23 protein-coding genes are annotated in these 23,857 nt (G+C 64.8%); 18 read left to right on the top strand and 5 right to left on the bottom strand.

The window, feature by feature from the left end:
* The first annotated feature begins 1 nt into the window (after position 1).
* The 7 genes from AC3WR3_RS00115 (at position 2) to mltB (ending at position 8,048) form a co-directional block, all read left to right on the top strand.
* Entirely contained in the window at positions 2-583 is a 582-nt protein-coding gene (locus AC3WR3_RS00115; protein WP_139436425.1) for a carboxymuconolactone decarboxylase family protein, read from the top strand.
* Entirely contained in the window at positions 580-2,733 is a 2,154-nt protein-coding gene (locus tag AC3WR3_RS00110; protein ID WP_492290824.1) for a dihydrolipoyl dehydrogenase family protein, read from the top strand. The genes AC3WR3_RS00115 and AC3WR3_RS00110 overlap by 4 nt, the downstream gene beginning before the upstream one ends.
* A gap of 18 nt (positions 2,734-2,751) precedes the next feature.
* Complete coding sequence (locus AC3WR3_RS00105; RefSeq protein WP_492290823.1) at positions 2,752-3,918, top strand: ABC transporter substrate-binding protein; 1,167 nt, start codon at positions 2,752-2,754, stop codon at positions 3,916-3,918.
* A 3-nt stretch (positions 3,919-3,921) separates the two neighbouring features.
* Positions 3,922-5,577, top strand: a complete 1,656-nt coding sequence (locus AC3WR3_RS00100; RefSeq protein ID WP_492290822.1) for an ABC transporter permease subunit — start codon at positions 3,922-3,924, stop codon at positions 5,575-5,577.
* Positions 5,578-5,579: 2 nt separating this feature from the next.
* Complete coding sequence (locus tag AC3WR3_RS00095; RefSeq protein ID WP_492290821.1) at positions 5,580-6,239, top strand: ATP-binding cassette domain-containing protein; 660 nt, start codon at positions 5,580-5,582, stop codon at positions 6,237-6,239.
* Positions 6,232-6,834, top strand: a complete 603-nt coding sequence (locus AC3WR3_RS00090) for a CDP-alcohol phosphatidyltransferase family protein (RefSeq protein ID WP_043131563.1) — start codon at positions 6,232-6,234, stop codon at positions 6,832-6,834. The genes AC3WR3_RS00095 and AC3WR3_RS00090 overlap by 8 nt, the downstream gene beginning before the upstream one ends.
* Before the next feature lie 128 nt (positions 6,835-6,962).
* On the top strand, positions 6,963-8,048 hold the full coding sequence (gene mltB, locus AC3WR3_RS00085) for a lytic murein transglycosylase B (RefSeq protein ID WP_492290820.1): 1,086 nt from the start codon (positions 6,963-6,965) through the stop codon (positions 8,046-8,048).
* Positions 8,049-8,091: 43 nt separating this feature from the next.
* Here the strand turns inward: mltB and AC3WR3_RS00080 are convergent, their stop codons facing one another.
* Positions 8,092-8,574 (bottom strand): MarR family winged helix-turn-helix transcriptional regulator, encoded by a 483-nt coding sequence (locus AC3WR3_RS00080; protein ID WP_492290819.1) that lies wholly within the window; start codon positions 8,572-8,574, stop codon positions 8,092-8,094.
* 94 nt (positions 8,575-8,668) lie between these two features.
* Between AC3WR3_RS00080 and AC3WR3_RS00075 the strand changes: the two genes are divergently transcribed.
* Positions 8,669-9,550 (top strand): DMT family transporter, encoded by an 882-nt coding sequence (locus AC3WR3_RS00075; RefSeq protein WP_139436438.1) that lies wholly within the window; start codon positions 8,669-8,671, stop codon positions 9,548-9,550.
* 84 nt (positions 9,551-9,634) lie between these two features.
* On the opposite strand, the gene pgm is transcribed toward AC3WR3_RS00075, so the two are convergent.
* Entirely contained in the window at positions 9,635-11,284 is a 1,650-nt protein-coding gene (pgm, locus tag AC3WR3_RS00070) for a phosphoglucomutase (alpha-D-glucose-1,6-bisphosphate-dependent) (protein WP_492290818.1), read from the bottom strand.
* 54 nt (positions 11,285-11,338) lie between these two features.
* Entirely contained in the window at positions 11,339-11,845 is a 507-nt protein-coding gene (gene seqA, locus AC3WR3_RS00065; RefSeq protein WP_307765509.1) for a replication initiation negative regulator SeqA, read from the bottom strand.
* Positions 11,846-12,133: 288 nt separating this feature from the next.
* Here seqA and AC3WR3_RS00060 point away from each other — a divergent pair, with 288 nt between their 5' ends.
* From AC3WR3_RS00060 to fldA, 4 genes are read left to right on the top strand one after another with little or no spacing between them, the layout of a single operon-like run.
* Complete coding sequence (locus AC3WR3_RS00060) at positions 12,134-12,898, top strand: alpha/beta fold hydrolase (protein ID WP_429160831.1); 765 nt, start codon at positions 12,134-12,136, stop codon at positions 12,896-12,898.
* Between the two features lie 55 nt (positions 12,899-12,953).
* Complete coding sequence (locus tag AC3WR3_RS00055) at positions 12,954-13,175, top strand: DUF2788 domain-containing protein (RefSeq protein ID WP_106887376.1); 222 nt, start codon at positions 12,954-12,956, stop codon at positions 13,173-13,175.
* 20 nt (positions 13,176-13,195) lie between these two features.
* Positions 13,196-13,492 (top strand): LexA regulated protein, encoded by a 297-nt coding sequence (gene ybfE / locus AC3WR3_RS00050; protein WP_005325670.1) that lies wholly within the window; start codon positions 13,196-13,198, stop codon positions 13,490-13,492.
* A gap of 38 nt (positions 13,493-13,530) precedes the next feature.
* A complete protein-coding gene (fldA, locus tag AC3WR3_RS00045; protein WP_492290817.1) occupies positions 13,531-14,055 on the top strand; it encodes a flavodoxin FldA in 525 nt (174 codons plus the stop codon).
* Between the two features lie 46 nt (positions 14,056-14,101).
* Here fldA and AC3WR3_RS00040 read toward each other — a convergent pair whose 3' ends face one another.
* The gene (locus tag AC3WR3_RS00040) at positions 14,102-14,602 is read right to left on the bottom strand and encodes a DUF4442 domain-containing protein (protein ID WP_247626857.1); all 501 of its coding nucleotides are present in this window, start codon (positions 14,600-14,602) and stop codon (positions 14,102-14,104) included.
* A 244-nt stretch (positions 14,603-14,846) separates the two neighbouring features.
* On the opposite strand from AC3WR3_RS00040, the gene fur reads away from it, so the two are divergent.
* Complete coding sequence (fur, locus tag AC3WR3_RS00035; RefSeq protein ID WP_005325677.1) at positions 14,847-15,275, top strand: ferric iron uptake transcriptional regulator; 429 nt, start codon at positions 14,847-14,849, stop codon at positions 15,273-15,275.
* A 117-nt stretch (positions 15,276-15,392) separates the two neighbouring features.
* Here fur and glnS read toward each other — a convergent pair whose 3' ends face one another.
* Positions 15,393-17,054 (bottom strand): glutamine--tRNA ligase, encoded by a 1,662-nt coding sequence (glnS, locus tag AC3WR3_RS00030; RefSeq protein ID WP_492290816.1) that lies wholly within the window; start codon positions 17,052-17,054, stop codon positions 15,393-15,395.
* A 523-nt stretch (positions 17,055-17,577) separates the two neighbouring features.
* Here glnS and AC3WR3_RS00025 point away from each other — a divergent pair.
* From AC3WR3_RS00025 to AC3WR3_RS00005, 5 genes are read left to right on the top strand one after another with little or no spacing between them, the layout of a single operon-like run.
* On the top strand, positions 17,578-20,421 hold the full coding sequence (locus AC3WR3_RS00025) for a xanthine dehydrogenase family protein molybdopterin-binding subunit (protein WP_492290815.1): 2,844 nt from the start codon (positions 17,578-17,580) through the stop codon (positions 20,419-20,421).
* Positions 20,418-20,948: a (2Fe-2S)-binding protein gene (locus AC3WR3_RS00020; RefSeq protein WP_492290814.1), complete on the top strand. Its 531-nt coding sequence runs from the start codon at positions 20,418-20,420 to the stop codon at positions 20,946-20,948. The genes AC3WR3_RS00025 and AC3WR3_RS00020 overlap by 4 nt, the downstream gene beginning before the upstream one ends.
* Entirely contained in the window at positions 20,945-22,162 is a 1,218-nt protein-coding gene (locus AC3WR3_RS00015; protein WP_492290813.1) for a c-type cytochrome, read from the top strand. Before AC3WR3_RS00020 ends, AC3WR3_RS00015 begins: the two co-directional genes overlap by 4 nt.
* Entirely contained in the window at positions 22,155-23,144 is a 990-nt protein-coding gene (locus AC3WR3_RS00010) for an XdhC family protein (protein ID WP_492290812.1), read from the top strand. Before AC3WR3_RS00015 ends, AC3WR3_RS00010 begins: the two co-directional genes overlap by 8 nt.
* Positions 23,134-23,700 carry a nucleotidyltransferase family protein gene (locus AC3WR3_RS00005; protein ID WP_492290811.1) on the top strand — a complete coding sequence of 189 codons (567 nt, stop codon included), beginning with the start codon at positions 23,134-23,136 and terminating at the stop codon, positions 23,698-23,700. The genes AC3WR3_RS00010 and AC3WR3_RS00005 overlap by 11 nt, the downstream gene beginning before the upstream one ends.
* Positions 23,701-23,857 lie beyond the last annotated feature (157 nt).

The raw sequence follows: 23,857 nt of genomic DNA, 5'->3' as shown, positions 1-23,857 counted from the left end.
CATGCGCGTTGAGGTCAAGCCTGATCGGGAATATGCCTGGTTTATCCGCCCCTTTTTCTGGCTGCAGCAACGCAACTACGGTCAGGTGCTGATCCCGGGCAAGTGCTGGGGTCGCTCGCCGCGCCTGTTTGCCGCCGTCGCCACCCTCTACGGCGTCATCAACCGCAAGCGCTCCCCCATAGACCCCGTGCTGCGCTCCCTGGTGACGGTGCGGGTCTCCCAGCTCAACTGGTGCCGCTTCTGCGTCGACATCAACGCCATGACCCTCATCAAGCGCGCCGGCTCCAGCGACAAGGTGGAGGCGCTGGCCCAGTGGCGCCAAAGCCCCCTGTTCGATGAACGCGAGCGGGCGGTGCTCGACTACACCGAGGCCATGACGGGGCTGGACGGGGTGAGCGACCAGCAGGCCGCGCGACTCAAGCCCTGGTTCGATGACGATGCCCTGGTGGAGCTCACCGGCCTCATCGCCTTCCAGAACATGTCGGCCAAGTTCAATGCCGCCCTCGACATCGCCCCCCAGGGCTTCTGCCAGTTGCCGGTGCAGCCCGAACGCCCGGCGCCCTCCGACAGGGACGGCCAATGAGCCGGGGCCGCCTGCTGCTGTTGCTGGTGATGGGATGCCTGATCGGCGCCTTCTTCGCCTTCGATCTCGATGCCTATTTCAGCCTCCCCCGGTTGCAGGCCCACCAGGAGCAAGCCTCGGCCTGGGTGCAGGCGCACTTCGGCCAGGCGGCCCTGCTGTTCACGCTCCTCTACGTGGCAACCACTGCCCTCTCCCTGCCCGGCGCCGCCCTGCTGACCCTGGGAGGCAGCGCCCTGTTCGGCGTCGGCTGGGGGCTGCTGCTGGTCTCCTTTGCCAGCACCCTGGGGGCCACGCTGGCCTTTCTCAGCGCCCGCTTCCTGCTGCGCGACTGGGTGAGCCGCCGCTTCGGCGACAAGCTGGCCACCTTTGAGGCTGGCATGGCGAAGGATGGGGCCTTCTACCTGCTGAGCCTGCGCCTCATCCCCCTCTTCCCCTTCTTTCTGGTCAACCTGCTGATGGGGCTCACCCCCATCAGAGTCAGTACCTACTACTGGGTCAGCCAGCTCGGCATGCTGCCGGGCACCTTCGTCTATGTGCTGGCGGGCAGCGAGCTCGCCACCCTCACCAGCACGGGCAAGATCCTCTCCCCCGGCCTGGTGGCGGCCCTGACCCTGCTCGGCCTGATGCCCTGGCTGATGCGCTGGCTGCAACGCAGGCTCGCCCTGCGCCGCCTGCACGCCCCCTATCGCAAACCGGCTCGCTTCGACTACAACCTGCTGGTGGTGGGCGCCGGTGCCGGAGGCCTGGTCACCAGCTACATCGCCGCCGCCGTCAAGGCCAGGGTGGCGCTCATAGAGCAGCACAAGATGGGGGGGGATTGCCTCAACACCGGCTGCGTTCCCTCCAAGGCGCTGATCCGAAGCGCCCGCTTCGCCGCTGAACAGCGCAAGGCCGGCGAGCTTGGCTTCAGCCCCAGTCAATCCCGGGCCGATTTTTCCGCCGTGATGGCACGGGTGGCGACGGTGATCAAGGAGGTCGAACCCCACGACTCGGTTGAACGCTATCAGGGGCTGGGGGTGGAGTGCATCCAGGGCCGGGCCCGCCTCGTCTCCCCCTGGGAGCTGGAGGTGGACGGCAGACGCCTGAGCAGCCGCCACATCGTCATAGCTACCGGGGCCAGGCCTATGGTGCCCAGGCTGCCGGGTCTCGAGCAGGTGCCCTACCTCACCTCTGACAGCCTCTGGCAGCTGCGCGAACCGCCCCGCCACCTGCTGGTGCTCGGCGGCGGCCCCATCGGCTGCGAGCTGGCCCAGAGCCTGGCCCTGCTCGGCATTCCCGTCACCCTGGTGGAGCTCGCCGATCAGCTGCTGCCCCGGGAAGAGCGGGAGGTCGCCGAGGCGCTGGCCGAGCAGATGAGCCGCGACGGCGTGCGGCTGCTCACCGGCTGGCGGGCGGAGCGCGCCGACTACGAGCCCGCGGCCGAGGGCACTCTGCCTGTCCGGCTGCAACTGCGCCGGGGGGAGGAAACGCACCTAGTTGAGGGGGATCAGCTGCTGCTGGCCCTGGGCCGGGTCGCCAACGTGAGCGGCTTCGGGCTCGAAGAGCTGGGGCTGGAGCTGGCCCCCCGTGGCACAGTCAAGGTCGATGGCTTCCTCGCCACCAACTACCCCAGCATACTGGCGGTGGGAGACGTAGCAGGCCCTTATCAGTTCACCCACTTCGCAGCCCATCAGGCCTGGTATGCGGCGGTCAACGCCCTGTTTGGCCAGTTCAGACGCTTCAAGGCGGACTATCGCGTGATCCCGGCGGCCACCTACACCAGCCCCGAGATTGCCCGGGTCGGCCTCAACCGCAAGGAGGCCGAGGCCCAAGGCATTCCCTTCGAGGCGACCCGCTTCGAGCTGGCCGAGCTGGATCGCGCCATCGCCGACGGGGAGCGCCACGGTTTTGTCGAGGTGCTGACGGTGCCGGGCAAGGATAAAATCCTTGGCGCCACCATAGTGGGCACTCACGCCGGCGAGCGGATCGCCGAATTTGTGCTCGCCATGCGCCACCGCCTGGGGCTTGGCAAGATCCTGGGCACCATCCACACCTATCCCACCCTGATGGAGGGGAACAAGTACCTGGCCGGCGAGTGGAAGCGGGCCCACCAGCCCACCCGCCTGCTGGCCCTGCTGGCCCGTTATCACAGTTGGCGCCGCGGCGCCTGAGCCCACGAGACCCTCACCATGTTCAAGACCCGAGTTCGCGCCCTGCTCCGTCCCCTGCTCGCCGCCCCCCTGCTGCTGGCGACCCAGCTCCACGCCGCCGAGACCACCTGGCAACAGACCCTCGCAGAGGCGAAGGGCCAGCGCGTCTATTTCAATGCCTGGGGCGGCAGCCCGGAGATCAACGCCTACCTGGGGTGGGCGGGGCAGGAGATTGAGCGCCAGTACGGGGTCACCCTGGTGCAGGTGAAGGTGGATGACATAGCCCAGAGCGTCAGCCAGCTGCTGGCCAGCAAGCAGGCGGGCAAGACGTCGGGCGGCCCCATCGACCTGCTCTGGGTCAACGGGGAGAACTTCAAGGCGCTCAAGGAGCAGGGGCTGCTGGGGGCCCCCTTCACCCAGGATCTGCCGAACCTGGCACTGGTGGACACCAAGCTGCCGGTGCACGAAGACTTCACCCTGCCGGTCGCCGGGCTCGAGGCCCCCTGGGGCATAGGCCAGCTCAATCTGATGGTCGACACGGAGGAAGTCACCACAGCGCCCACCTCGGCGGCCGAGCTGCTCGCCTGGGCCAAGGCCAATCCTGGCCGCTTCACCTACCCCAAGCCGCCCCAGTTTCATGGCTCGAGCTTCCTCAAGCAGATCTTGCTTGAGCTGACCGCCGATCCTGCGCCCCTCTATCGGGAGGCGAGCGACGCCGACTCTGCCCGCCTCACGGCCCCGCTCTGGGGCTGGCTCGATCAGCTGCACCCCGTGCTCTGGCGCAAGGGCAAGCTCTTCCCCACCAGCGCCGCCGAGACCAAACAGTTGCTCGATGACGGCGAGCTGGCCATGGCCATCAGCTTCAACCCGGGCGAGGCCCAGAGTTCGGTGCAAAACGGCACCCTGCCCCCTGCGGTGAAGGCCGTTGCCATGGCCAAGGGGGCCCTGACCAACAGCCACTTCCTCGCCATCCCCTTCAACGCCAGCGCCCGGGCCGGTGCCAAGGTGGTGGCCAACTTCCTGCTGAGCCCCACCGCCCAGGCCCGCAAGGCGGATCCCGCCTTCTGGGGGGACCCCAGCGTGCTGCGCCAGGATGCCCTGCCGGGGAACCGTCAGCCGGCCCTGCGCTTCAAGGCGGTGGCCGAACCCCATCCCAGCTGGCAGACTCGGCTGGAAGCGGCCTGGGCCGAACGCTACGGCCACTAGACCATGAGCATCCGGCCCTGGCGCCTCCTCTTTCTCCTGCTGTGCGCCCTGTCGCTGGCCGCGCCTGTCGCCGGCGGTCTGCTGCTCCTGCTGCTTGAAGGCCTGGCCAAAGGCCATATCAGCCTGCTGCTCGCCCAGCCCGGGCTCTGGCACTCGCTGGGCCTGAGCCTCTGGGTGGCGGGGGCCTCCACCCTGGGGGCCCTGCTCTTCACCGCCCTGCTGCTCGCCCGGGGGGAGGGGCAACCCTGGATGCGCAGGCTGCGCCGCCTGCTCTCCCCCCTGCTGGCCCTGCCCCACGTCGCCTTCGCCATCGGCGTGGCCTTCCTGCTCGCCCCTTCCGGCTGGTTGCTGCGCCTGATCTCCCCCGCCCTCACCGGCTTTGACTTGCCGCCCGACTGGCAGACCCTGAGAGATCCCTGGGGGCTCGGCCTCATTCTGGCGCTCATCCTGAAAGAGACCCCCTTTCTGCTGCTGATGGCGCTCTCGGCCCTCGACCCCGTCCGAGTCAGCCGCCAGCAGTGGCTTGGGCAAACCATGGGCTTCAGCGGGCCGCAGATCTGGTGGCGCCTGCTGCTGCCCGCGCTCTGGCCCGCCCTGCGCCTGCCCCTCTATGCAGTGGCGGCCTATGGCCTGGGGGTGGTGGATCTCGCCCTGCTGCTGGGGCCAGATGCCCCTGCCCCCCTGGCGGTGCGGCTCTGGCTCTGGTATCAGGACCCGGACCTCCAGTGGCGCGGGGCCAGCGCCAGCGGCGCCCTGCTGCTGCTGGCGCTCAACCTCTTGCTGCTCGCCGCCCTGCGGCTGCTGGAGTGGAGCCACGGGGCGCTTGGCAAGGCCCGCTGGCTGGACGGCAGGCGCAGCCTCCCCTCTCTCTGGCCCGAGCGCCTCACCCGGGCCGGGGTCTGGGTCCTGCTCGCCATCAACCTGCTGGTGCTGGCCTCCCTGCTGCTCTGGTCCCTGGCCCGGCGCTGGTCCTTCCCCGCGCTCTGGCCCAGCGAATGGAGCGGCCGCCACTGGCTGGAGCTGCTGCCCACCCTGGGGCCCCTGCTGTGGCAGAGCCTGTGGCTGGCCCTGCTCTGCGCCGGCCTCTCGCTGCTGCTGGCGGTGCTCGCCCTGGAGGCCCAGCAGGGCCGCCGTCCCCACCACAGCCAGTGGCCGCTCTGGCTCATCTGCCTGCCGCTGCTGCTGCCCCAGGCCAGCCTGCTGTTCGGACTGCGCCTGCAGATCGACTGGCTCGGCGGCGTCGACGGCATAGGACCGGGCTGGGTGCTGTGGAGCCAGCTGCTGTTTGTCTTCCCTTACGTCTATCTTTGCCTGCACGGCCCCTATCGCCAGTTCGACGATCGCCTCACCCGGGCGGCACTCTCCCTCGGGGCCAGCCCCTGGCGCGCCTGGTGGCAGGTGAAGGGGCCGCTGCTGGCACGGCCGCTGCTGTTCGCCTTCGGGGTCGGGGCGGCGGTGAGCCTGGCCCAATACCTGCCCACCCTGCTGTTTGGCGCGGGCCGCGTGGTCACCATCACCACCGAGGCGGTGGCCATAGGCAGCGGCCTCAACCGGCGACTGGCTGGCCTCTATGGTCTGCTGCAACTGCTGTTGCCACTCTTCATCTACGGCCTGGTGCTCTGGCTGCCCCGCCGTATCAACCCCGCACTGAGGCATTGATCATGCTGCATACCACCGCGCTCACCCTCTACCTGGATGACCAGCCCCTGCTGACGCTGCCCCCCCTGACGGTGGCTCCCGGCGAGGTACTGACCCTGATGGGCCCGAGCGGCTGCGGCAAGAGCTCCCTGCTGGCGGCCCTCGCGGGGGTGCTGCCCCCTGGGCCTATCCGGCTGACGGGGGAGGTACGGCTCGGCGAGCGGCTGCTCACCCCCCTGTCACCTCAGGCGCGGCGCATCGGCATGCTGTTTCAGGACGATCTGCTGTTTACCCATCTGACGGTGGCAGAGAACCTGATGTTCGGCATGCCGGCGCATCTCGGGGGGATGGCGGCGAGACGGGCCCGCGCCCTCGAAGCGCTGGCAGAGGTGGGTCTGGCAGGGCAGGCGGACAAGCTGCCGGGCCAGCTCTCCGGCGGTCAGAAGGCGCGCGTCGGCCTGCTGCGGGCCCTGCTGGCAGAGCCAGAGGCCCTGCTGCTGGACGAGCCCTTCTCCCGGCTGGACAAGCCGCTGCGCGCGGCCTTCAGAACCCTGGTGTTCGAGCGGCTCAAGACGCTCGGCATACCCGCCCTGCTGGTCACCCACGACGACGAGGATGCCCCGGGGGCTATCCTGACACTCACCACTCCCTGCTTGACCAAAGAGGAGACCGACCTTGTTTGATCGCCACCTGATCCCCCTCATTCGCCGCCCCCTCCAGCTGCTGGCCGCCCCCCTGTGCCGGGCCGGGATCAGCGCCAACCAGATAAGCCTCACCGGCTTTGCCGTCGGCATGCTGGCCTTGCCGCTGCTGGCACTGGGCTGGCACGGCTGGGCCCTCGCCGCCATCCTGTTCAACCGGCTGCTGGACGGCCTGGATGGGGCCGTGGCGCGCCAGACGGGGATCACCGACTGCGGCGGCTTCCTCGACATCAGCCTCGACTTCATCTTCTATGCCGCCGTGGTGCTGGGCTTTGCCCTCGGTGCCCCCGCCAACGCCCTGCCCGCCGCCACCCTGCTGTTCGCCTTCATGGGCACGGGCTCGAGCTTCCTCGCCTTTGCCATCATGGCGGGCAAGCGCGGCATCGAGAATCCGGTCTACCACCACAAGTCCCTCTACTACCTGGGCGGCCTCACCGAGGGGAGCGAGACCATAGCCCTGTTCGTGCTGATGTGCCTGTGGCCCGCCGCCTTCGCCCCGCTCGCCTATGGCTTTGCCCTGCTCTGCGCCATCACCACCCTGACCCGGCTCTGGAGCGGCTACCACACCCTGCGTTGAGAGGAGAGGGGCCTGTCGACTAATTCAGCGGCGGATGAATATGGGCCCCAGGCCCTGCACTGAGCACTTGCGCATGGACACCAATGTTTTACCATGACGACACTCTTTTTCAGGCTCACGAGAACCATATGCGTCGCCTTCTCCTCACCCTCTCCCTGTTCCCTCTGCTGTATGGCTGCAGCAGCACACCGGCCCCCAAGCCCGTGGTCAAGCCGCAGCCCCAGAGCGCCTTCATCAATCAGACGCCGCCGAGCAAACCTTTCTACCAGCAGGGGGTCAGCAAGGGAGACTTCGCCAACCGCAGCAACGTGGATCAGTTCGTGCAGCGCATGGTCGACAAGCACGGCTTCAACGGCCCCGAGCTGCACAGGGTGCTGGCCCAGGCCGAACGCTACGACTGGATCATCCGGCTGATGGACGCCCAGGCGCCCACCACCACGCCCCCCACAGGGCCGACCGGCGCCTGGAATCGCTACCGCGCCAAGTTCATCACCCCGGACAATGTGCAAAACGGCGTCAGCTTCTGGCGTGAGTACGAGAGCGAGCTCAATCGGGCGCAGCAGATCTACGGGGTGCCCCCCGAGATCATCGTCGGCATCATAGGGGTGGAGACCCGCTGGGGCCGGGTGATGGGCAAGACCCGCATCCTGGATGCCCTGGCGACCCTGGCGTTCGACTATCCGCGCCGGGCGACCTTCTTCACCGGCGAGCTGGAGGCCTTCCTGGTGATGACCCGGGATGAGGGCATGGATCCCACCGAACCCAAGGGCTCCTACGCCGGCGCCATGGGCTATGGCCAGTTCATGCCGTCGAGCTTCCGCAGCTATGCGGTGGACTTCAACGGCAATGGCCACACCAATCTGTGGGATCCAGTGGATGCCATCGGCAGCGTGGCCAACTACTTCAAGGCCCATGGCTGGGAGAAGGGACAACCGGTGGCGGTGCGCGGTCAGGGCCAGCTACCCGGCTATGAGCACGGCTTCCAGACCCGCTACCCGGTCGCCACCCTGCGCGGAGCTGGGCTGGCCCCCACCGCATCGCTCGGCAACCACAAGGAGGCGAGCCTGCTGCGCCTGGACGTGGGCACCGGCTATCAGTACTGGTACGGCCTGCCGAACTTCTACGCCATCACCCGCTACAACCACAGCACCCACTATGCCATGGCGGTGTGGCAGCTGGGTCTGGCGGTCAGGGATGCCAGAGGCGGCTACTGAGCCAGCCCCACCCTACGAAAACGGGCCCATCGGGCCCGTTTTGCTATTCGTTTTCCAGCAGCCAGCGCTTGAGCAGGGCGGCCAGTTGCCCCTGCTCCTCGTTCGTCAGCGGGGCCAGCAGGCGCCGCTCGTTCGCCACGTGGCGCTCCACCGCCTGGTCGACCAGCTCCCGCCCCGGCTCCGTCAGGCAGACCAAGAGGCTTCGCCTGTCATCGGGGGAGGCTTCACGTCTTATCAGACCACGCTGCTCCAGCTTGTCGAGCCGGGCCGTCATGGCCCCCGAGCTCAGCATGGCGGACTGGTAGAGGGCGGTCGGGGTCAGCGGCTCGCCGGCCCGGCGCAGGGTCGCCAGTATGTCGAAGTCTGAGCCCAGCAGGCCGCACCTCTTGAGCTCTTCACTCACCTCGCGCCCGGCGATGGCCGCCATGCGCGCCACCCGCCCCAGCACCCCCATGGGGGAGCAGTCGAGATCCGGTCGCTGCCGCGCCCACTGGGCCAGCAGCAGGTCTACATGATCACTATCCATTCCGGCTCCATTATCTTTTCGAAAAGATACTTGATAATAAACTAACTCGCGGCTAATTTATCTTTACTTGAAGATACTTCATTACGAGACAACCATGCCACTGCTGATTGCCCTGCTCGCCCCCCTGCTCTGGGGCAGTACCTATGCCGTCGTCAGCCTCTATCTGACCGACTACTCCCCCTACTGGGTGGCCGTGTGGCGGGCACTGCCGGCCGGCGTACTGCTGTTGCTGCTCCATCCCCGCCGGCCGCCCCTCACCTGGAACCGGCAGTTCCTGCTGGCGTTTTGCAACATCACCGCCTTCTTCGCCCTGCTGTTCGTGGCGGCCTATCGCCTGCCGGGGGCGGTGGCGGGCACCCTGGGCGCCACCCTGCCCCTCATTCTGATGGGGCTGGCCTGGTGGCAGGACGGCAAGCGACCCAGCCTGAAGTGGCTGCTGCTGGGACTGATGGGGCTCGCGGGTGTGCTCCTGCTGCTCAACCCCTCCGCCAACCTGGATCCCGTCGGCGTGGCGTGCGCCCTGCTGGCCACCCTGCTCATCGGCCAGTCCAGCCGCTGGATGCAGCGCTGGCCGGTGAGCGATCTGCTGGCGCTGACCGCCTGGCAACTGCTGCTCGGGGGCCTGATGCTGATCCCGCTCGCCTGGTGGCTGGCGGGCCCTATGCCGCTGCCGCAGCCGGCGAGTGCCCCAGGGCTCATCTGGCTTATTCTGCTCAACACTGCGCTGGCCTACTGGGCCTGGCTGTGGGGGCTCAAGCGCCACGGTCCCGAGGTGATGGGCATGCTGGCCCTCACCAACCCCATGGTGGCGGTCTCCTTCGGCGTGCTGCTGGTGGGAGAGACCCTGGACGGCCGCCAGTGGCTCGGCATCGCGGTGATCCTGCTCTCCCTGTTCCTGATGAAGCTGCCGACCCGCCCCCTCTTCAAGGGCGGGCAGGCTGCCAAGGCTTGCCCCGACCAGCCGGGAAATGGCTGATCGGGCACCAGATCCCCACCTGGCACACAGCAAAAAGGAGCCGATATGGCTCCTTTTTATGCGCTTCAGTGACTGGCTTCAGGCTCAGACGCCGGCCTTGGCCAGGGCCGCGGAGACGATCTGCTGGGCCTCCTGCTGAATCAGGTCCAGGTGCGCCTCGCCCTTGAAGCTCTCCATGTAGATCTTGTAGATGGACTCGGTGCCCGAGGGGCGCGCCGCGAACCAGCCGTTCTCGGTCACCACCTTGAGGCCGCCGATGGCGGCGTCGTTGCCGGGGGCCTTGGTCAGCTTGGCGAGAATGGGCTCGCCGGCCAGGGTCGAGGCTTCCACCAGCGCCGGATCCAGCTTGGAGAGCACCGCCTTCTGGGCGCTGTTGGCGGGAGCGTCGATGCGGCGGTAGCTGGAGCGACCGAACTTGGCTTCCAGGGCATCGTAGTGGGCCTGGGGATCCTTGCCGGTCACGGCCAGGATCTCGGCGGCCAGCAGCGCCAGGATGAAGCCATCCTTGTCTGTGGTCCAGACGGTGCCGTCCTTGCGCAGGAAGGAAGCGCCCGCGCTCTCCTCGCCGCCGAAGCCAAACTCACCGCTGAAAAGACCATCCACGAACCACTTGAAGCCGACCGGCACCTCTTTCAGGGTGCGGCCGATCTCGCCGGCGACCCGGTCGATCATGGACGAGGAGACCAGCGTCTTGCCGACCGCCGCCGTCTTGGGCCAGCCGGTTCTGTGGGTGAACAGATACTGGATGGCCACCGCCAGATAGTGGTTCGGGTTCATCAGACCCGCCTTGGTGACGATGCCGTGACGGTCGTAGTCAGGGTCGTTGCCAAGGGCGATGTCGAACTTGTCTTTCAGGGCAATCAGGCCCGCCATGGCGAAGGGGCTGGAGCAGTCCATCCGGATCTTGCCGTCCTTGTCCAGGGTCATGAAGGAGAAGGTCGGGTCGACCTTGTAGTTCACCACCTCTATGTCCAGATCGTAGCGCTTGGCGATCACGTCCCAATAGGCGACGCCTGAGCCCCCCAGCGGATCCACACCGATCTTGATGCCAGCCTGCTTGATGGCGGCCAGGTCCAGCACGTTCTCGAGATCGTCCACATAGGGGGTGACATAGTCGTGTTCGACCACGAACTCACTGGCCAGGGCCTCGGCGAACGGCATCCGCTTCACGCCGGCCAGACCGGCTTCCAGAATGGCGTTGGCTCTGTCTTCCACCCACTTGGTGATCTCCCCTTCGGCAGGACCGCCGTGGGGGGGGTTGTACTTGAAGCCACCGTCTTCCGGCGGGTTGTGGGACGGGGTGATCACCACGCCGTCCGCCAGGGCCGCCGGCTTGCTGGCGTTGTGGCGCAGGATGGCGTGGGAGATGACCGGGGTCGGCGTGAAGCCGAGGCCAGCCTGAATGCGGGTCTCGACGCCATTGGCCGCCAGCACTTCCACCGCGCTGGAGAAGGCGGATTCAGAGAGGGCGTGCGTGTCCATGCCCACAAACAGCGGGCCCTGGATGCCGGCCTGCTGGCGATACTCCACCAGCGCCTGGGTCACCGCTAGGATGTGGGATTCGGTGAAGGCGTTGTGCAGGGCGCTGCCCCGGTGGCCGGAGGTGCCAAAGGCTACCCGCTGCTCGGGGCGGCTCATGTCCGGTTTGTTGAGGTAGTAGGCGCTGACCAGACGGGGAATGTTGGTCAGATCGCTTAAACGGGCCGGCTGACCGGCGTGGGGATGCTGTGCCATGGCGTTTTCCTTGAGCAGAAGCCTTGCCCGGCAAGGCCTTGAGTCGTTGATGCGTTAAACGGTGCCGCACACCCGAGCCGTCAGAGCCTCGTCATAACCCATGCTGGTCATCAGCTGGGCCACCATGTTCTGCTTGCGACTGGTGTTGGTGTTGGTGATGACCCAGAACGGGGTATCCGGCACCTGCTTGGGCTTGGTGGTGCTGCCACTGGCACGCAGCGCTTCCGGGTCACGGGAGAAATAGACGCGCTTGCGCCCCTTGATCTCGGTCGCCTGAGTGAAGCTCTCCGGGTTGTCCCGATACAGGGTGCTGAGCACCAGCATGAAGCGGTTGATGGACTTCTCTTCTTTTTGCAGCTCGCCGGAATCGAGCAGGGCTTCCAGTCCCATCGCATCGGCCAGGGGTTGAGGCTGGGCCACAGGCGCGGCCGGCACTGTCGTCCCCGCCTTGACGGGCTGTTCCAGCAGGCGGCGCAGGATATCGGAAGCACTCTCGCCGATGTGCCGGGTCTGGCTGGCGATAAAGAAGTAGAGATCGTCATCAAGCTCGATGGTTTTCATAGGGATGCGCTGGACTCGTCGAAATTCGGATGCGGCGATTATACATAGGCAGACCCGGCAGCCCAAGGGAGGGGCTGGCAGATGTGCATGAATCTCGGTGAGAATACGGCATAATGGCGAGCCAAGTGTGTGATCCCCCGCACTGATAACCGATCCCGGGCCGTTTTTTTGGAAAAAAACCACAAAAAAATGCCCCCCAAGGAATGAAATCCTTTTCTTTCAGTGTGTTAAAAATCTGGCGAAACAGCCCACGACCGACAAGGTGTCATTTTGCAACAAAACTCATTATTGAATTTCAAGGATCAGGGACAAGGCCCTGTCGTCGTGCTGATCCACGGCCTGTTCGGCAGCCTGGACAACCTCGGCCTGCTGGCCCGCCCCCTGAGCGAGCAATACAGGGTCATCAGCGTCGATCTGCGCAACCACGGCGCCTCCTTTCACTCCGATGAGATGAGCTACCCGCAGCAGGGGGCGGATGTGATCGCCCTGCTGGATCGGCTCGGGCTTGAGCAGGTATCCCTGGTCGGTCACTCCATGGGGGGCAAGGTCGCCATGCAGGTCGCCAAGCTGGCCCCTGCCCGGGTCGACCGGCTGGTGGTGGCCGATATAGCCCCGGTCGCCTATCCCCATGCCCGCCACCAGAATGTGTTCGCCGGTCTCAACGCCACGCTCACGCGCCCTCCCCAAAGCCGCAGCGAGGCGGAAGCCATCCTGGCCGAACATATCGAGATCGCCGGCGTGCGCCAGTTCCTGCTCAAGTCCTTCGCCAAAACCGAGGCGGGCTGGGGCTGGCGTTTCAATGTGCCGGCCCTTGAGCGCAACTACGCCAACATCATGGGCTGGCCCGACGACCAGACCCGCTTCGAGGGGCCGACCCTGTTCATCAAGGGGGGGGATTCCGACTATGTGCAGCCTCAGTATACCGAGACAGTGATGGCACAATTCCCGGCCGCCAAGGCCCGTGTCATCGCCGGAACCGGCCACTGGCTGCACGCCGAAAAGCCGGTTTTGTTCAATAAACTGGTTGTGGATTTCCTGTCGACAGGCGGTTAACAGTTTCAAATCCTTTGTGATATAGTGCGCCCGTCATAAGGAGTGTGCGCAATCCATGCTGTATGAACATATCGATCTGATCGAGAGTCTGGGCCTGAAGCTGTTCTTCGTGGCCATCTTCCTGCTGATTGGTCTGGCCATTCACGACGTGCTCAAACGCGGCAACGTGCCCCGTTTCGGCCGCTTTATCGTCTGGCTGGTTCTGTTTCTGGGTTGCGCGGGTTTTGTCGCCAAGGGGCTGATCGAAATGGGCTGGGAAGGCTCTGGGATCGGCTAACTACTTTTCATCTGTGATGTATGGCCAAACAGCAAACTGATCGAACAACACTGGATCTGTTCGCAACTGAGAAGCGCCCCGGCAGGCCAAAGACCAATCCACTCCCCCGTGAGACCCAACTCAAGATCAACAAGCGCAACCAGCTCAAGCGCGATCGGGAGAACGGCCTGAAGCGGGTCGAGTTAAAGGTGGAGGCCGAATTGCTGGAGCGCCTGAACCAACTTGCGCTACAACAGAACGTCAGCCGAGCCGAGCTGATCCAATCTATCCTGAAGCAACAGATTGAGTCTGCGCATGCAGCAGGCATCGCAATCTGAACCGTTAAGCATTAACCAGATACGGGTAACTAAACACTATGGCTAGTGTAGGTCTGTTTTTCGGCAGCGATACCGGTAATACCGAAGCTGTCGCCAAGATGATCCAGAAAGAACTGGGCAAACAACTGATTGAAGTCCGTGACATTGCCAAGAGCAGCAAGGCCGACATCGACAGCTTCGATCTGCTGATGTTCGGTATCCCGACTTGGTACTACGGCGAAGCCCAGGCCGATTGGGATGACTTCTTCCCCGAGCTCGAAGAGATCGACTTCAACAACAAGCTGGTCGCCATCTTCGGCTGCGGCGATCAGGAAGACTATTCCGAATATTTCCTCGACGCCATGGGCACCCTGCGTGACATCGTCGAAGCCAAAGGTGCCATCATCATCGGCCACTGGCCAACCGCGAGCTACGAGTTCGAGGCCTCCAAGGCACTGGTGGATGACAATCACTTCGTCGGTCTGGGGATCGATGAGGATCGCCAGCCGGAGCTGACCGCCGAGCGCGTCAAGGTCTGGTGCAAGCAGTTGCACGAAGAGATGTGCCTGAGCGAGCTGGAGTGATCTCCCTCCTCTGACAACAAGGGCCCCGTCGGGGCCCTTGTTGTTTCTACTCCTTCATGGCCGGCGCAGCCAGGCTCTGGGTTCTGTGTTCCGGCTTGGGCTTCACATACAGGGTGCGCCTGACCTGGGCCACCAGCTCGCCCCGCTTGTCCTGCACCTGCACCTCGAACTCGGGGAAATGCTTGTTGCCCCCCTCGGTCGCCGCCACTATGGATGCCAGCTTGGCGTCGGTCAGATTGAACTCCGCCACCAGCATCCCCTTGCCAGGCTTGATGAAATTGATGCTGCCCGCCTTGTCCCAGACGTAATAGCGGTTCTTGAAATGGCCCATCAGCATCAGCGGATAGATGGGATCCGTCATGGCGAACATGCTGCCGCCAAACTGGGTCCGGTTGGCGTTCTTGTTCCACCAGCGAGACTTGAGGGTGACCCGACAGAAGCGAAAATCCGGGCTCAATGTTTCTATCTTGATGCCCGCACCCCAGAACGGGGGCCAGGCGTTGAGGGCGTGGCGCACCCAGGCCGCGTTGCCAAAAAGCCAATCCATGGATCTCATCCGACCAGACTATAGAGAAGTGACATAGTATCAACATTCCCTCGCGGAGCAAGCCCGGTCCGGGCCGGCCAGATTAATCTTCCACAGGGGGGAAATGTGCTAAACCCCTTGAATTACTGGGTTTATTTTTGACTTGGCTACGACCTATAATGTCAGGCCATACGAGTTCGTGGTTGCCATTCCTTTGGCAGTCAATCAGAATAACCACACCTTCGAGAATGCGAATAAATAGAATATGGCAGACAACAACCAAGCGTTAAAAAAGGCCGGGCTCAAGATCACCTTGCCCCGCGTCAAGATCCTGGAAATCCTGCAACAGCCGGACTGCCAGCACACCAGTGCGGAAGATCTGTACAAACGGCTGATCGACCAGGGTGAGGAGATTGGTCTCGCTACCGTCTATCGCGTTCTCAACCAGTTTGATGATGCCGGTATCGTCACCCGCCATCACTTCGAAGGGGGCAAGTCGGTGTTCGAGCTGGCCACCCAGGAACATCACGACCACCTGGTCTGCCTCGATTGTGGCAAGGTGATCGAGTTCTCCGACGAGGTGATCGAGCAGCGTCAGCGCGACATCGCCAAGCACCACAACATCCGCCTGACCAACCACAGCCTCTATCTCTATGGTCACTGCGTGAACGGTGACTGCAAGCACGACGAATAACGCCGTCGGCCGCGAGCAGCCATGAAAAAGCCAGCATCACGCTGGCTTTTTTTGTGTCCGCAATCCGGACCAGAGTGGCAGGGTCTCCCCTGCCCTCTGCCTGTCAGACGGCAGCGATCAGGCCTCGGCCTTGCCCCAGACGTCACGCAGGGCCACGGTGCGGTTGAACACCAGCTGCTCCGGGCTGGAGAGCTTGTTGTCGGCGCAGAAGTAGCCTTCACGCTCGAACTGGTAGGCAAACTCCGGCTTGGCGTCCTTGAGGGAGGCCTCGACCCGGGCGCCCTGGATGATCACCAGGGAGTCCGGGTTGAGCGCCGCCTCGAAGTCGTCCTCGGCACCCGGGTTCGGCATCTTGAACAGACGATCGTAGAGACGGATCTCGGCCGGCAGGGAGTGAGTGGCGCTGACCCAGTGGATCACCCCCTTCACCTTGCGGCCATCGGCCGGATCCTTGCCCAGGGTCTCGGGATCGTAGGAGCAATAAATGCAGGTGACCTTGCCGTCCGCATCCTTCTCGACCCGCTCCGCCTTGATGACATAGGCGTTGCGCAGGCGCACTTCCTTGCCCAGCACCAGGCGCTTGAACTGCTTGTTCGCCTCTTCTTTGAAGTCCGCCTCGTCGATGAAGATCTCGCGGGTGAAGGTCAGCTCACGACTGCCCATCTCCGGCTTGTTCGGGTGAGCCGGTGCGGTAAGCACCTCGTCGGCGGCCAGGTTCTCGATGACCACTTTCACCGGATGCAGCACCGCCATGGCGCGCGGTGCATTCTCGTTGAGATCGTCGCGGATGCAGGCTTCCAGCATGCTCATCTCGACGATGTTGTCCTGCTTGGTCACGCCGATGCGCTGGCAGAACTCGCGGATGGAGGCCGGAGTGTAGCCACGGCGACGCAGCCCAGAGACGGTCAGCATGCGCGGATCGTCCCAACCGCTGACGTGCCCCTCGGTCACCAGCAGGTTCAGCTTGCGCTTGGACATGACGGTGTATTCGAGGTTCAGACGGGAGAACTCGTACTGACGGGGATGGCAGTCGATGCTGATGTTGTCCAGCACCCAGTCATAGAGGCGACGGTTGTCCTGGAACTCCAGGGTGCACAGGGAGTGGGTGATCCCCTCCAGGGCGTCCGAGATGCAGTGGGTGAAGTCGTACATGGGGTAGATGCACCACTTGTCACCTGTCTGGTGGTGGTGGGCAAACTTGATGCGATAGATGACGGGATCGCGCATCACCATGAAGGGGGATGCCATGTCGATCTTGGCGCGCAGGCAGGCGCTGCCTTCGGCCAGCTCGCCGCTCTTCATCTTGGCAAACAGCGCCAGGTTCTCTTCCACGCTACGATCGCGGAACGGGCTGTTCTTGCCAGGGGCGGTCAGGGTGCCGCGGTATTCGCGCATCTGCTCGGGGGAGAGCTCGTCCACATAGGCCAGACCCTTCTCGATGAGCTCGATGGCATAGCCGTGCAGCTTGTCGAAATAGTCGGAGGAGTAGCAGATCTCGCCGCTCCACTGGAAGCCGAGCCACTGTACGTCCTGCTTGATGGACTCCACGAACTCGATGTCTTCCTTCGCCGGGTTGGTGTCATCGAAGCGCAGGTTGCACTGGCCCTGATAGTCACGGGCGATGCCGAAGTTCAGGCAGATGGACTTGGCGTGGCCGATATGGAGATAACCGTTCGGCTCCGGCGGAAAACGGGTATGCACGCTCTTGTGCTTACCGCTGGCCAGATCTTCATCGATGATCTGACGGATAAAGTTGGTTGGGCTGCTCGCCTCGCTCATGAATTCACCTCGAATGTCTCAGCTCATGGGGCAACCGCGCGCCCCCGCTTAGAAACCGACAATGATCCACTATTCATCCATGAGGCTCAACAGGAATTTGCCGCCGCGCCCTGGCTGGCGTCACGCCAGACGCCATTTGCCTCCGGGCAGGGTCGCTTCCCGGCCACAGGCATCCTTTATTTCGCCGCGATCGGCTCTCGGGCAAGCCACTTCCCCACAGAGAGCGGGCTGAACGAGGCTGGCATAAAGGGCTTCCTGCGGGCACAAACACATGGCTGCTTGATATTGCGGCGAGATCACACTTCAATGTCTTGAAACAATTTAGCAACATCCGGTCCGTCACACCGCCAAGCTGAACAGAGCTGGAACCAACAAGAACCAGACATTTTCCAAACTGCATCCTCCTAGTATCCTATTTACAACTTTGTCATTTTGCTGCGACATCAGGGAAGATGGTCGACAACACCTGTCCCCTCCCTTTCCCTCGAGCCACTCGCCTCATCCTCACACAGGTAGCTGAGCCATGTCCTACTCCGTATCAAGACGTGATTTCATCAAGCAGTGCGTCATAGCCGGCATCGCCGTCTACAGCGCCCCCCTCCTCGCCAACCTCTCCCTGTCCGGCATGGAAGACGAGGTCTTCGATCCCGCCTTGCTCGGCCAGTGGAAGCAGGGTGGCAAGGTCAAGTTTCGCAGCGATGGCCTGGCCAAGGTTACCGGCCAGAAGATCTACAGCCGGGACTATCGCGCCCAGGATCTGGCTGGCTGGCCGTCCCAGCAGCAACATGCTCTGCTGATCCGGCTCGACAAGGCGGATCGCGCCTATCTGGGGCTGGATCTCTCCATGCTGCCCGCCAATGCCCAGCCCCGCCGGGTGATCACGGCCGCCGATCTGGTGCGCGACGGCGTCGAGCTGCCCGCCTTCTACGGCATCAACATGATGGTGAGCGAAGGGGCCACCCCGGACTATCTGGGCCATGCGGCCGCCATGCTGATCTTCACAGACTTCGCCACCTTCAACCGGGCCAAGCAGATCCTGCAGTTCAACGGCAAGGTGGTGCGCTACGGAGATGTGACCCCCCTGGTCGCCACCACCCGGGATCCCTGGGCCTGCTGGCGCATCATCCGGATCGAGGGCAAGCTCGGCAGGGAGGATCAATACAGCACCTTGAAGAACGGCCTCTTCTTCCCGGCCATCGTCAACCACCAGCCGGTCTGGCCGACGGCCAAAGCCGATGGCAACGCCGATGGCAACGCCGGCGAGCAGGGGATGCATCAGGCCGGACTGGTGCACAAGGAGCTGGAGGCCGAGGATGCCCTGGTGCTGGATCGCACCTACCAGACCCAGTTCATCGAGCCCATGATGATGGAGCCGGAAAACTTCAACGGCTGGTTCGACGCCAAGGCGCGCACCATGCACCTGGTGCTGAGCACCCAGTCCCCTCACGACTTCTACTACGAGGCCGCCGAGATGCTGGCCAAGGGGCCGCTGGCCGGCAAGGTCGACAAGCTGGTGGTGCACTCCCCCTTCATCGGGGGCGGCTTCGGGGCCAAGGATCACACCATATTCCCCTTCTATGGCCTGCTCGCGACCCTTTATGGCGAGGGGCCGGTGCGCCTGGCCAACGATCGTTTCGAACAGTTCCAGGGTGGCCTCAAGCGTCATCCGTTCAACATGCACAACAGGCTGGTGCTCGACAAGCAGAGCGGCCAGTTCCGCGCCCTGATCAGCACCATGACAGTGGACGGCGGCGGTCGCCTGAACTTCACCGGCTCGGTGGCCAGCGTGGGGGCCAGCGCCATCCAGGGGGTCTACTACCTCCCCAAGAACGACATCACCGCGGTCGCCCTGCCCTCCGAGAACCCGGATTGCGGCTCCATGCGGGGATACGGCTCCCTGCAAACCATGGCGGCCATGGAGATGATGGTCAACGAGGCCGCCGCCCTGCTGAAGATGGATCCGCTGGAGCTGCGCCGCCGCAACCTGATCAAGCCCGGCCAGCCCAATACCCAGGGGGCCATTCCCGAGGGCAACAACCGTTACCCCGAGATCCTGGCCATGGCCGAACAGCACGAGATCTGGGCCCAGCGCCAGGCAAGGAAGCAGGCTTACGAGACCCAGCATCCGGATCGCCTGCACGGCACGGGTTTTGGCATCACCACCAAGGACTATGGCACCGGCGCCGTGGCCCCCTCCGCCTGCGTCGAGCTGACAAGCAAGGGGGAGATACTGCTGAAAATCAGCGGCATGGAGATGGGCACCGGGATCCAGACCTCCCAGGCCGAGATCGTCAGCCGCTACCTGGGCCAACCGGCCGACACCATAGCGCTCGCCGAAATCGCCCTCTGGGATAGCTTCAAGCTGGTCTCGACCGATAACCCCTACACCATCTCGCAGGCGCGCCAGGACGAGATGCAGAAGAACCCGCGCTGGACGCTGGCCATTCCGCAGGCCTCCTCGGCTTCCATCTCCTCCTATTTCCAGAGTCATGCCACCGTCACCGCGGCCCGCATCCTGTTCGAGCAGACGCTCTGGCCGGCGGCGACCGCCATCTGGCGCAAGCAGTACTTCGTCGGCCAGGCAGGCCTGGATCTCGGCCCCGCCAGCGAGGCGAGCTGGACCCCGGCTGGCCTCACGACCCGTGGCATGCCGCCGCTGCCGCTCGCCCTGCTGGCGGCCCATGCTCACGCCAACGGCCTCATCACAGGCGCCATGGTGCACTGCTTCAACCGCTGGGCCTGGGCCGAGTGCGACTTCACCATAGAGGGTCAGAGCCAGCGCCTGCCCATAGATGCGCTGGCGTTGCGCTACGGCGAGGGCGCCAGCAGCGAGAAACGGGCCCAGGCGGATGGCAACGGCTACCAGCTGCTCGAGCGCACCCAGGCCCACTACCCCAGCACCAGCCTGAACAACGCCATGGTGACCTACTACGCCCCCTGCGCCACCCTGGTCGAGATAGCCCTGGAGAAAGGCTCCGGCAAGGTGCACATACTGTCTGCCCACAGCTGGCTGGACGCCGGCCGTGTCATCGTCCCCGAGCTGGTGGAAGGGCAGATCCAGGGCGGCCTGGCCATGGGGGTCGGTCACGCCCTGTATGAATACCTGCCCGCCGGGCAGGACGGGCCGGGCAACGGCACCTGGAACCTGAACCGCTACCAGGTCCCCCTGGCGCACCAGCTGCCGGTCTGGAACCTGACCCACACCCTGCTCGATCCCCTCTCGCCGACCGATGCCACCAAGGGCATAGGCGAAGTGGTGATGATCCCCGTGGTCGCCGCCCTGGTCGAAGCCATCTATCAGGCGACCGGCACACGTTTCTATCATCTTCCCGTCACTGCAACCGACATTCAGAAGGCCATCCAATGATCACCGTAAACATGACCATCAACGACCGTCTCATTGGCCCGATCGACGTGGATGACAACACCATGATGATCGACTTCCTGCACGAGTATGTGAACCTGACCGGCACCAAGTTCGGCTGCGGCGTCGGCGTCTGCCATGCCTGCACCATAGTGGTCGACGGGGCGGATGGCAGCAGCGAGAGCGTGCGCACCTGCATCAACGGGGTGGGCCGCTTCAACGGCCAGCGCATCCGTACCGTGGAAAGCCACGCGACGCGCAACAAGCTGGGCAAGATCATCGCCCTGAGCCCGGTGCAGAAGACCTTCCTGGATCACTTCTCCTTCCAGTGCGGCTGGTGTACCTCGGGTTTTGTCAACGAGACCACAGTGCTGCTGGAGCGGCTGCGCAAAGCGCCGGTGGCCATGGCCGATCTCGAATCCACCATAGAAGAGGCACTCAAGGATCACGTCTGCCGCTGCACCGGTTACAAGAAGTACTACGAGGGGGTCAAGGCCATGCTGATCTCGGAGGGGGTAGTCCGCACATGATGCTCTCCAGACTCACATTCGCGCTCCTGCTGGGCGCAGGCGCCGTCTCCGCGGCCGACACCCGGGATCCGTTGGTGGCACAGGGGGAATACCTCGCCAAGGTGGGTGACTGCGCCGCCTGCCACACCGCCGAGGGGGGCCAGAAATACGCAGGCGGGCTGGGGTTCAAGACGCCTTTTGGCGTCATCTACTCCACCAACATCAGCTCCGACAAGAGTCAGGGGATAGGCAGCTACAGCTATGAGGATTTCTACGAGGTGATGCACAACGGCAACGCCCCCAAGGGACGCCTCTATCCCGCCATGCCCTACACCTCCTATCACCTGGTCACGGATGAGGACATGAAGGCACTCTACGCCTACTTCATGCAGACCAGGCCGGCCGCCACCGTGAACCGCGACAACGAGGTCGGCTTCCCCTTCAACGTACGCACCGGCCTGATGGCCTGGAACCTGGTGGCCCATGAGGACAGCGCCTTCCAGCCGGATCCGGCAAAGAGCAGCAACTGGAACCGTGGCCGCTACCTGGTGGACGGGCTGGGACACTGCGGCGAGTGCCACACGCCGCGGGATCTGTTCATGGCGATGGACAACTCACGCTACCTGAAAGGGGCCATGATAGAGGGGGTGATGGCCCCGGAGATCACCGCCACCGAACTCAGGCGCCAGGGCTGGACCCATGACTCCCTGACCCGGTTGCTGCGCAAGGGCTACTCGGTCAAGGGGGGCGTCTTCGCCGGCATGTATCCCGTGGTCGAGAAGAGCTTCGCCTACCTGACCGACGAGGACATGCATGCCGTCACCAGCTACCTGCTCGGCAGCGACACCCCGTTGCCGGAGCCTGCGCCCAGGCCGGTCACTCTGGACGCATCGCACCCGGGTTACGGGCTCTACCGGGACTACTGCGCCGGCTGTCACGGCCAGCAGGGTCAGGGCAAGCCGAACGTGACCCCCTCCATGTACGCCAACGCCACCCTGGATCAGGCGGCCGCGACCAACACCCTGGCGGTGCTGCTGCGCGGGATCCCGGCCCAGAGTTACAGCCAGACCGAGCGCTTCGCCCCCATGCCCGGCTACGCCAGGGAGCTCAACGACCAGCAACTGGCGGATCTGGTGAACTTCCTGCGCCAGACCTGGGCCCATCAAGCCTCCACCCTGAGTGCCGACGACATCAGTACGCTCAAGAAGGAGATCGTCGAGGCGCACCATGAGTGACCCTCAGCTGGAGGTGCTGCGTCAGAGCCTCGCCTGGCTGGCCCAGGGGAAAAGCATCTGGCTGTGCAGCATAGTGGCGACCTACGGCTCGGCCCCCCGCCCCAAGGGGGCCCTGTTCGCCACCGATGGCCTCCACCGCAGCGGCTCCATCTCGGGGGGCTGCATCGAGGATGCCTTCGTCGCCATGCTGGCCAGGGGGGAGCATGATGCCCCCCTGAGCCTGCTGGACTATGGCTCCCACCTGGCCCCCGATGGCAGTGCGTTCGAGCTGCCGTGCGGTGGTCGCATCCGGCTGCTGGTGGAGCGCCTCGAAGGGGACGCGGCCAGCGCGGATCTCGACGAGTGGCTCACCCGACTGCAAGGGGGCCGCCCCTTCGTGCGGGAGGTGCTGCTCGAGCAGGGGACACGCCGCTATCTGGCCGGGGAGACGACGGATCCCTGCGAGCAAGAGACGCCAGGCCGGGTACGCCTGAGCTATGCCCAGCGCTGGTGCCTGCTGCTGCTCGGCATCAGCCAGGTGAGCGAGCAGGTGGCCAGGCTCGGTCAGGCCGCCGGTTTCGAGGTGCGGCTGTGCGATACCCGCGAGCCATACCGCAGCGACTGGCGCTGGGGGCCGGAGCAAGGGGGCATAGCGGTGGAGTGGTGCGATCCCGAGCGCTTCGTCGAGCGCCATGCCACGGCCCAGAGCGCCGTGCTGGCCCTGGCCCACGACCCCAGGATCGACGATGCCGGGCTGATGGCGGGGCTCGAATCCGACGCCTTCTACCTCGGTGCCATGGGGTCGGTGCGCACCAGCGCCCGTCGGCTGGAGCGGCTGCAGCGAATTGCCGAGGCGAGTCAGGCCCAGCTTGCGCGGATCCACGCCCCCATAGGGCTGCCCATCGGCAGCAAGACCCCCATGGAGATCGCCATCGCCGTGCTGGCCGAGGTGATCGCCGTGCGCCAGGGCATCCGATTGAGAGAGGCCACAGATGCAACCTGAGCGCATCGCCCTGCTGCTGGCGGCCGGCTTCTCCCGCCGCTACGGCAGCGACAAGCGCCTCGCAGGCTCCCCGCCCCTGATCCTGCGCACCCTGGCCACCCTGCTCCCCTGTCATGACAGCGTGCTGGTGGTGCTCAGGCAGCGAGACGAGGCAATGCGCCGCCTGCTGGCGGACTCCGGCGCCGAGCTGACCCAGGTGCCACGGGACGGCGGCCTGGGGGACAGCCTGGCCCACGGGGTGCGCACCCTCTTGGCGAGCGGCCGCCCCATCCACAGCCTGCTCATCGCCCTGGCCGACATGCCCCGCCTCTCCCCCGCCAGCCTGCGGGCGCTGCAAGCCGCCCAGACTGGCAGGGAGATAGTGCGCCCCCTCCATCAGGGGCAGCCTGGCCACCCCGTCAGCTTCCCCGCGGATCTGCTCCCCGAGCTGGCGAGCCTGGCGGGGGAGCAGGGTGCGCAAGGCGTACTGCTGCGCCATCGGAGGCGTCTGCGCACCCTGCCCCTGGACGATCCCGGCTGCGTGCAAGACATCGACTGGCCAGAGGATCCGCTCTGAGCCGCCAGCCCCGTCCGACCCGCCTCTCCCCGCACAGCCCCACCATATGCCGTTCAGGGCATGCCTGATCGCCGGGCAAAAAAAAGGCGCTGTCCCAGTTATGTGTTGAAAGGCTAACCTTGAAGCAAGCCATCACCTTGAGGGCCTCCATCATGGA

Source organism: Aeromonas sp. EU05-FHT14A05, assembly GCF_058791175.1.
The sequence above is the reverse complement of the archived record's forward strand: the minus strand, read 5'-3'. Positions and strand labels throughout refer to the sequence as shown.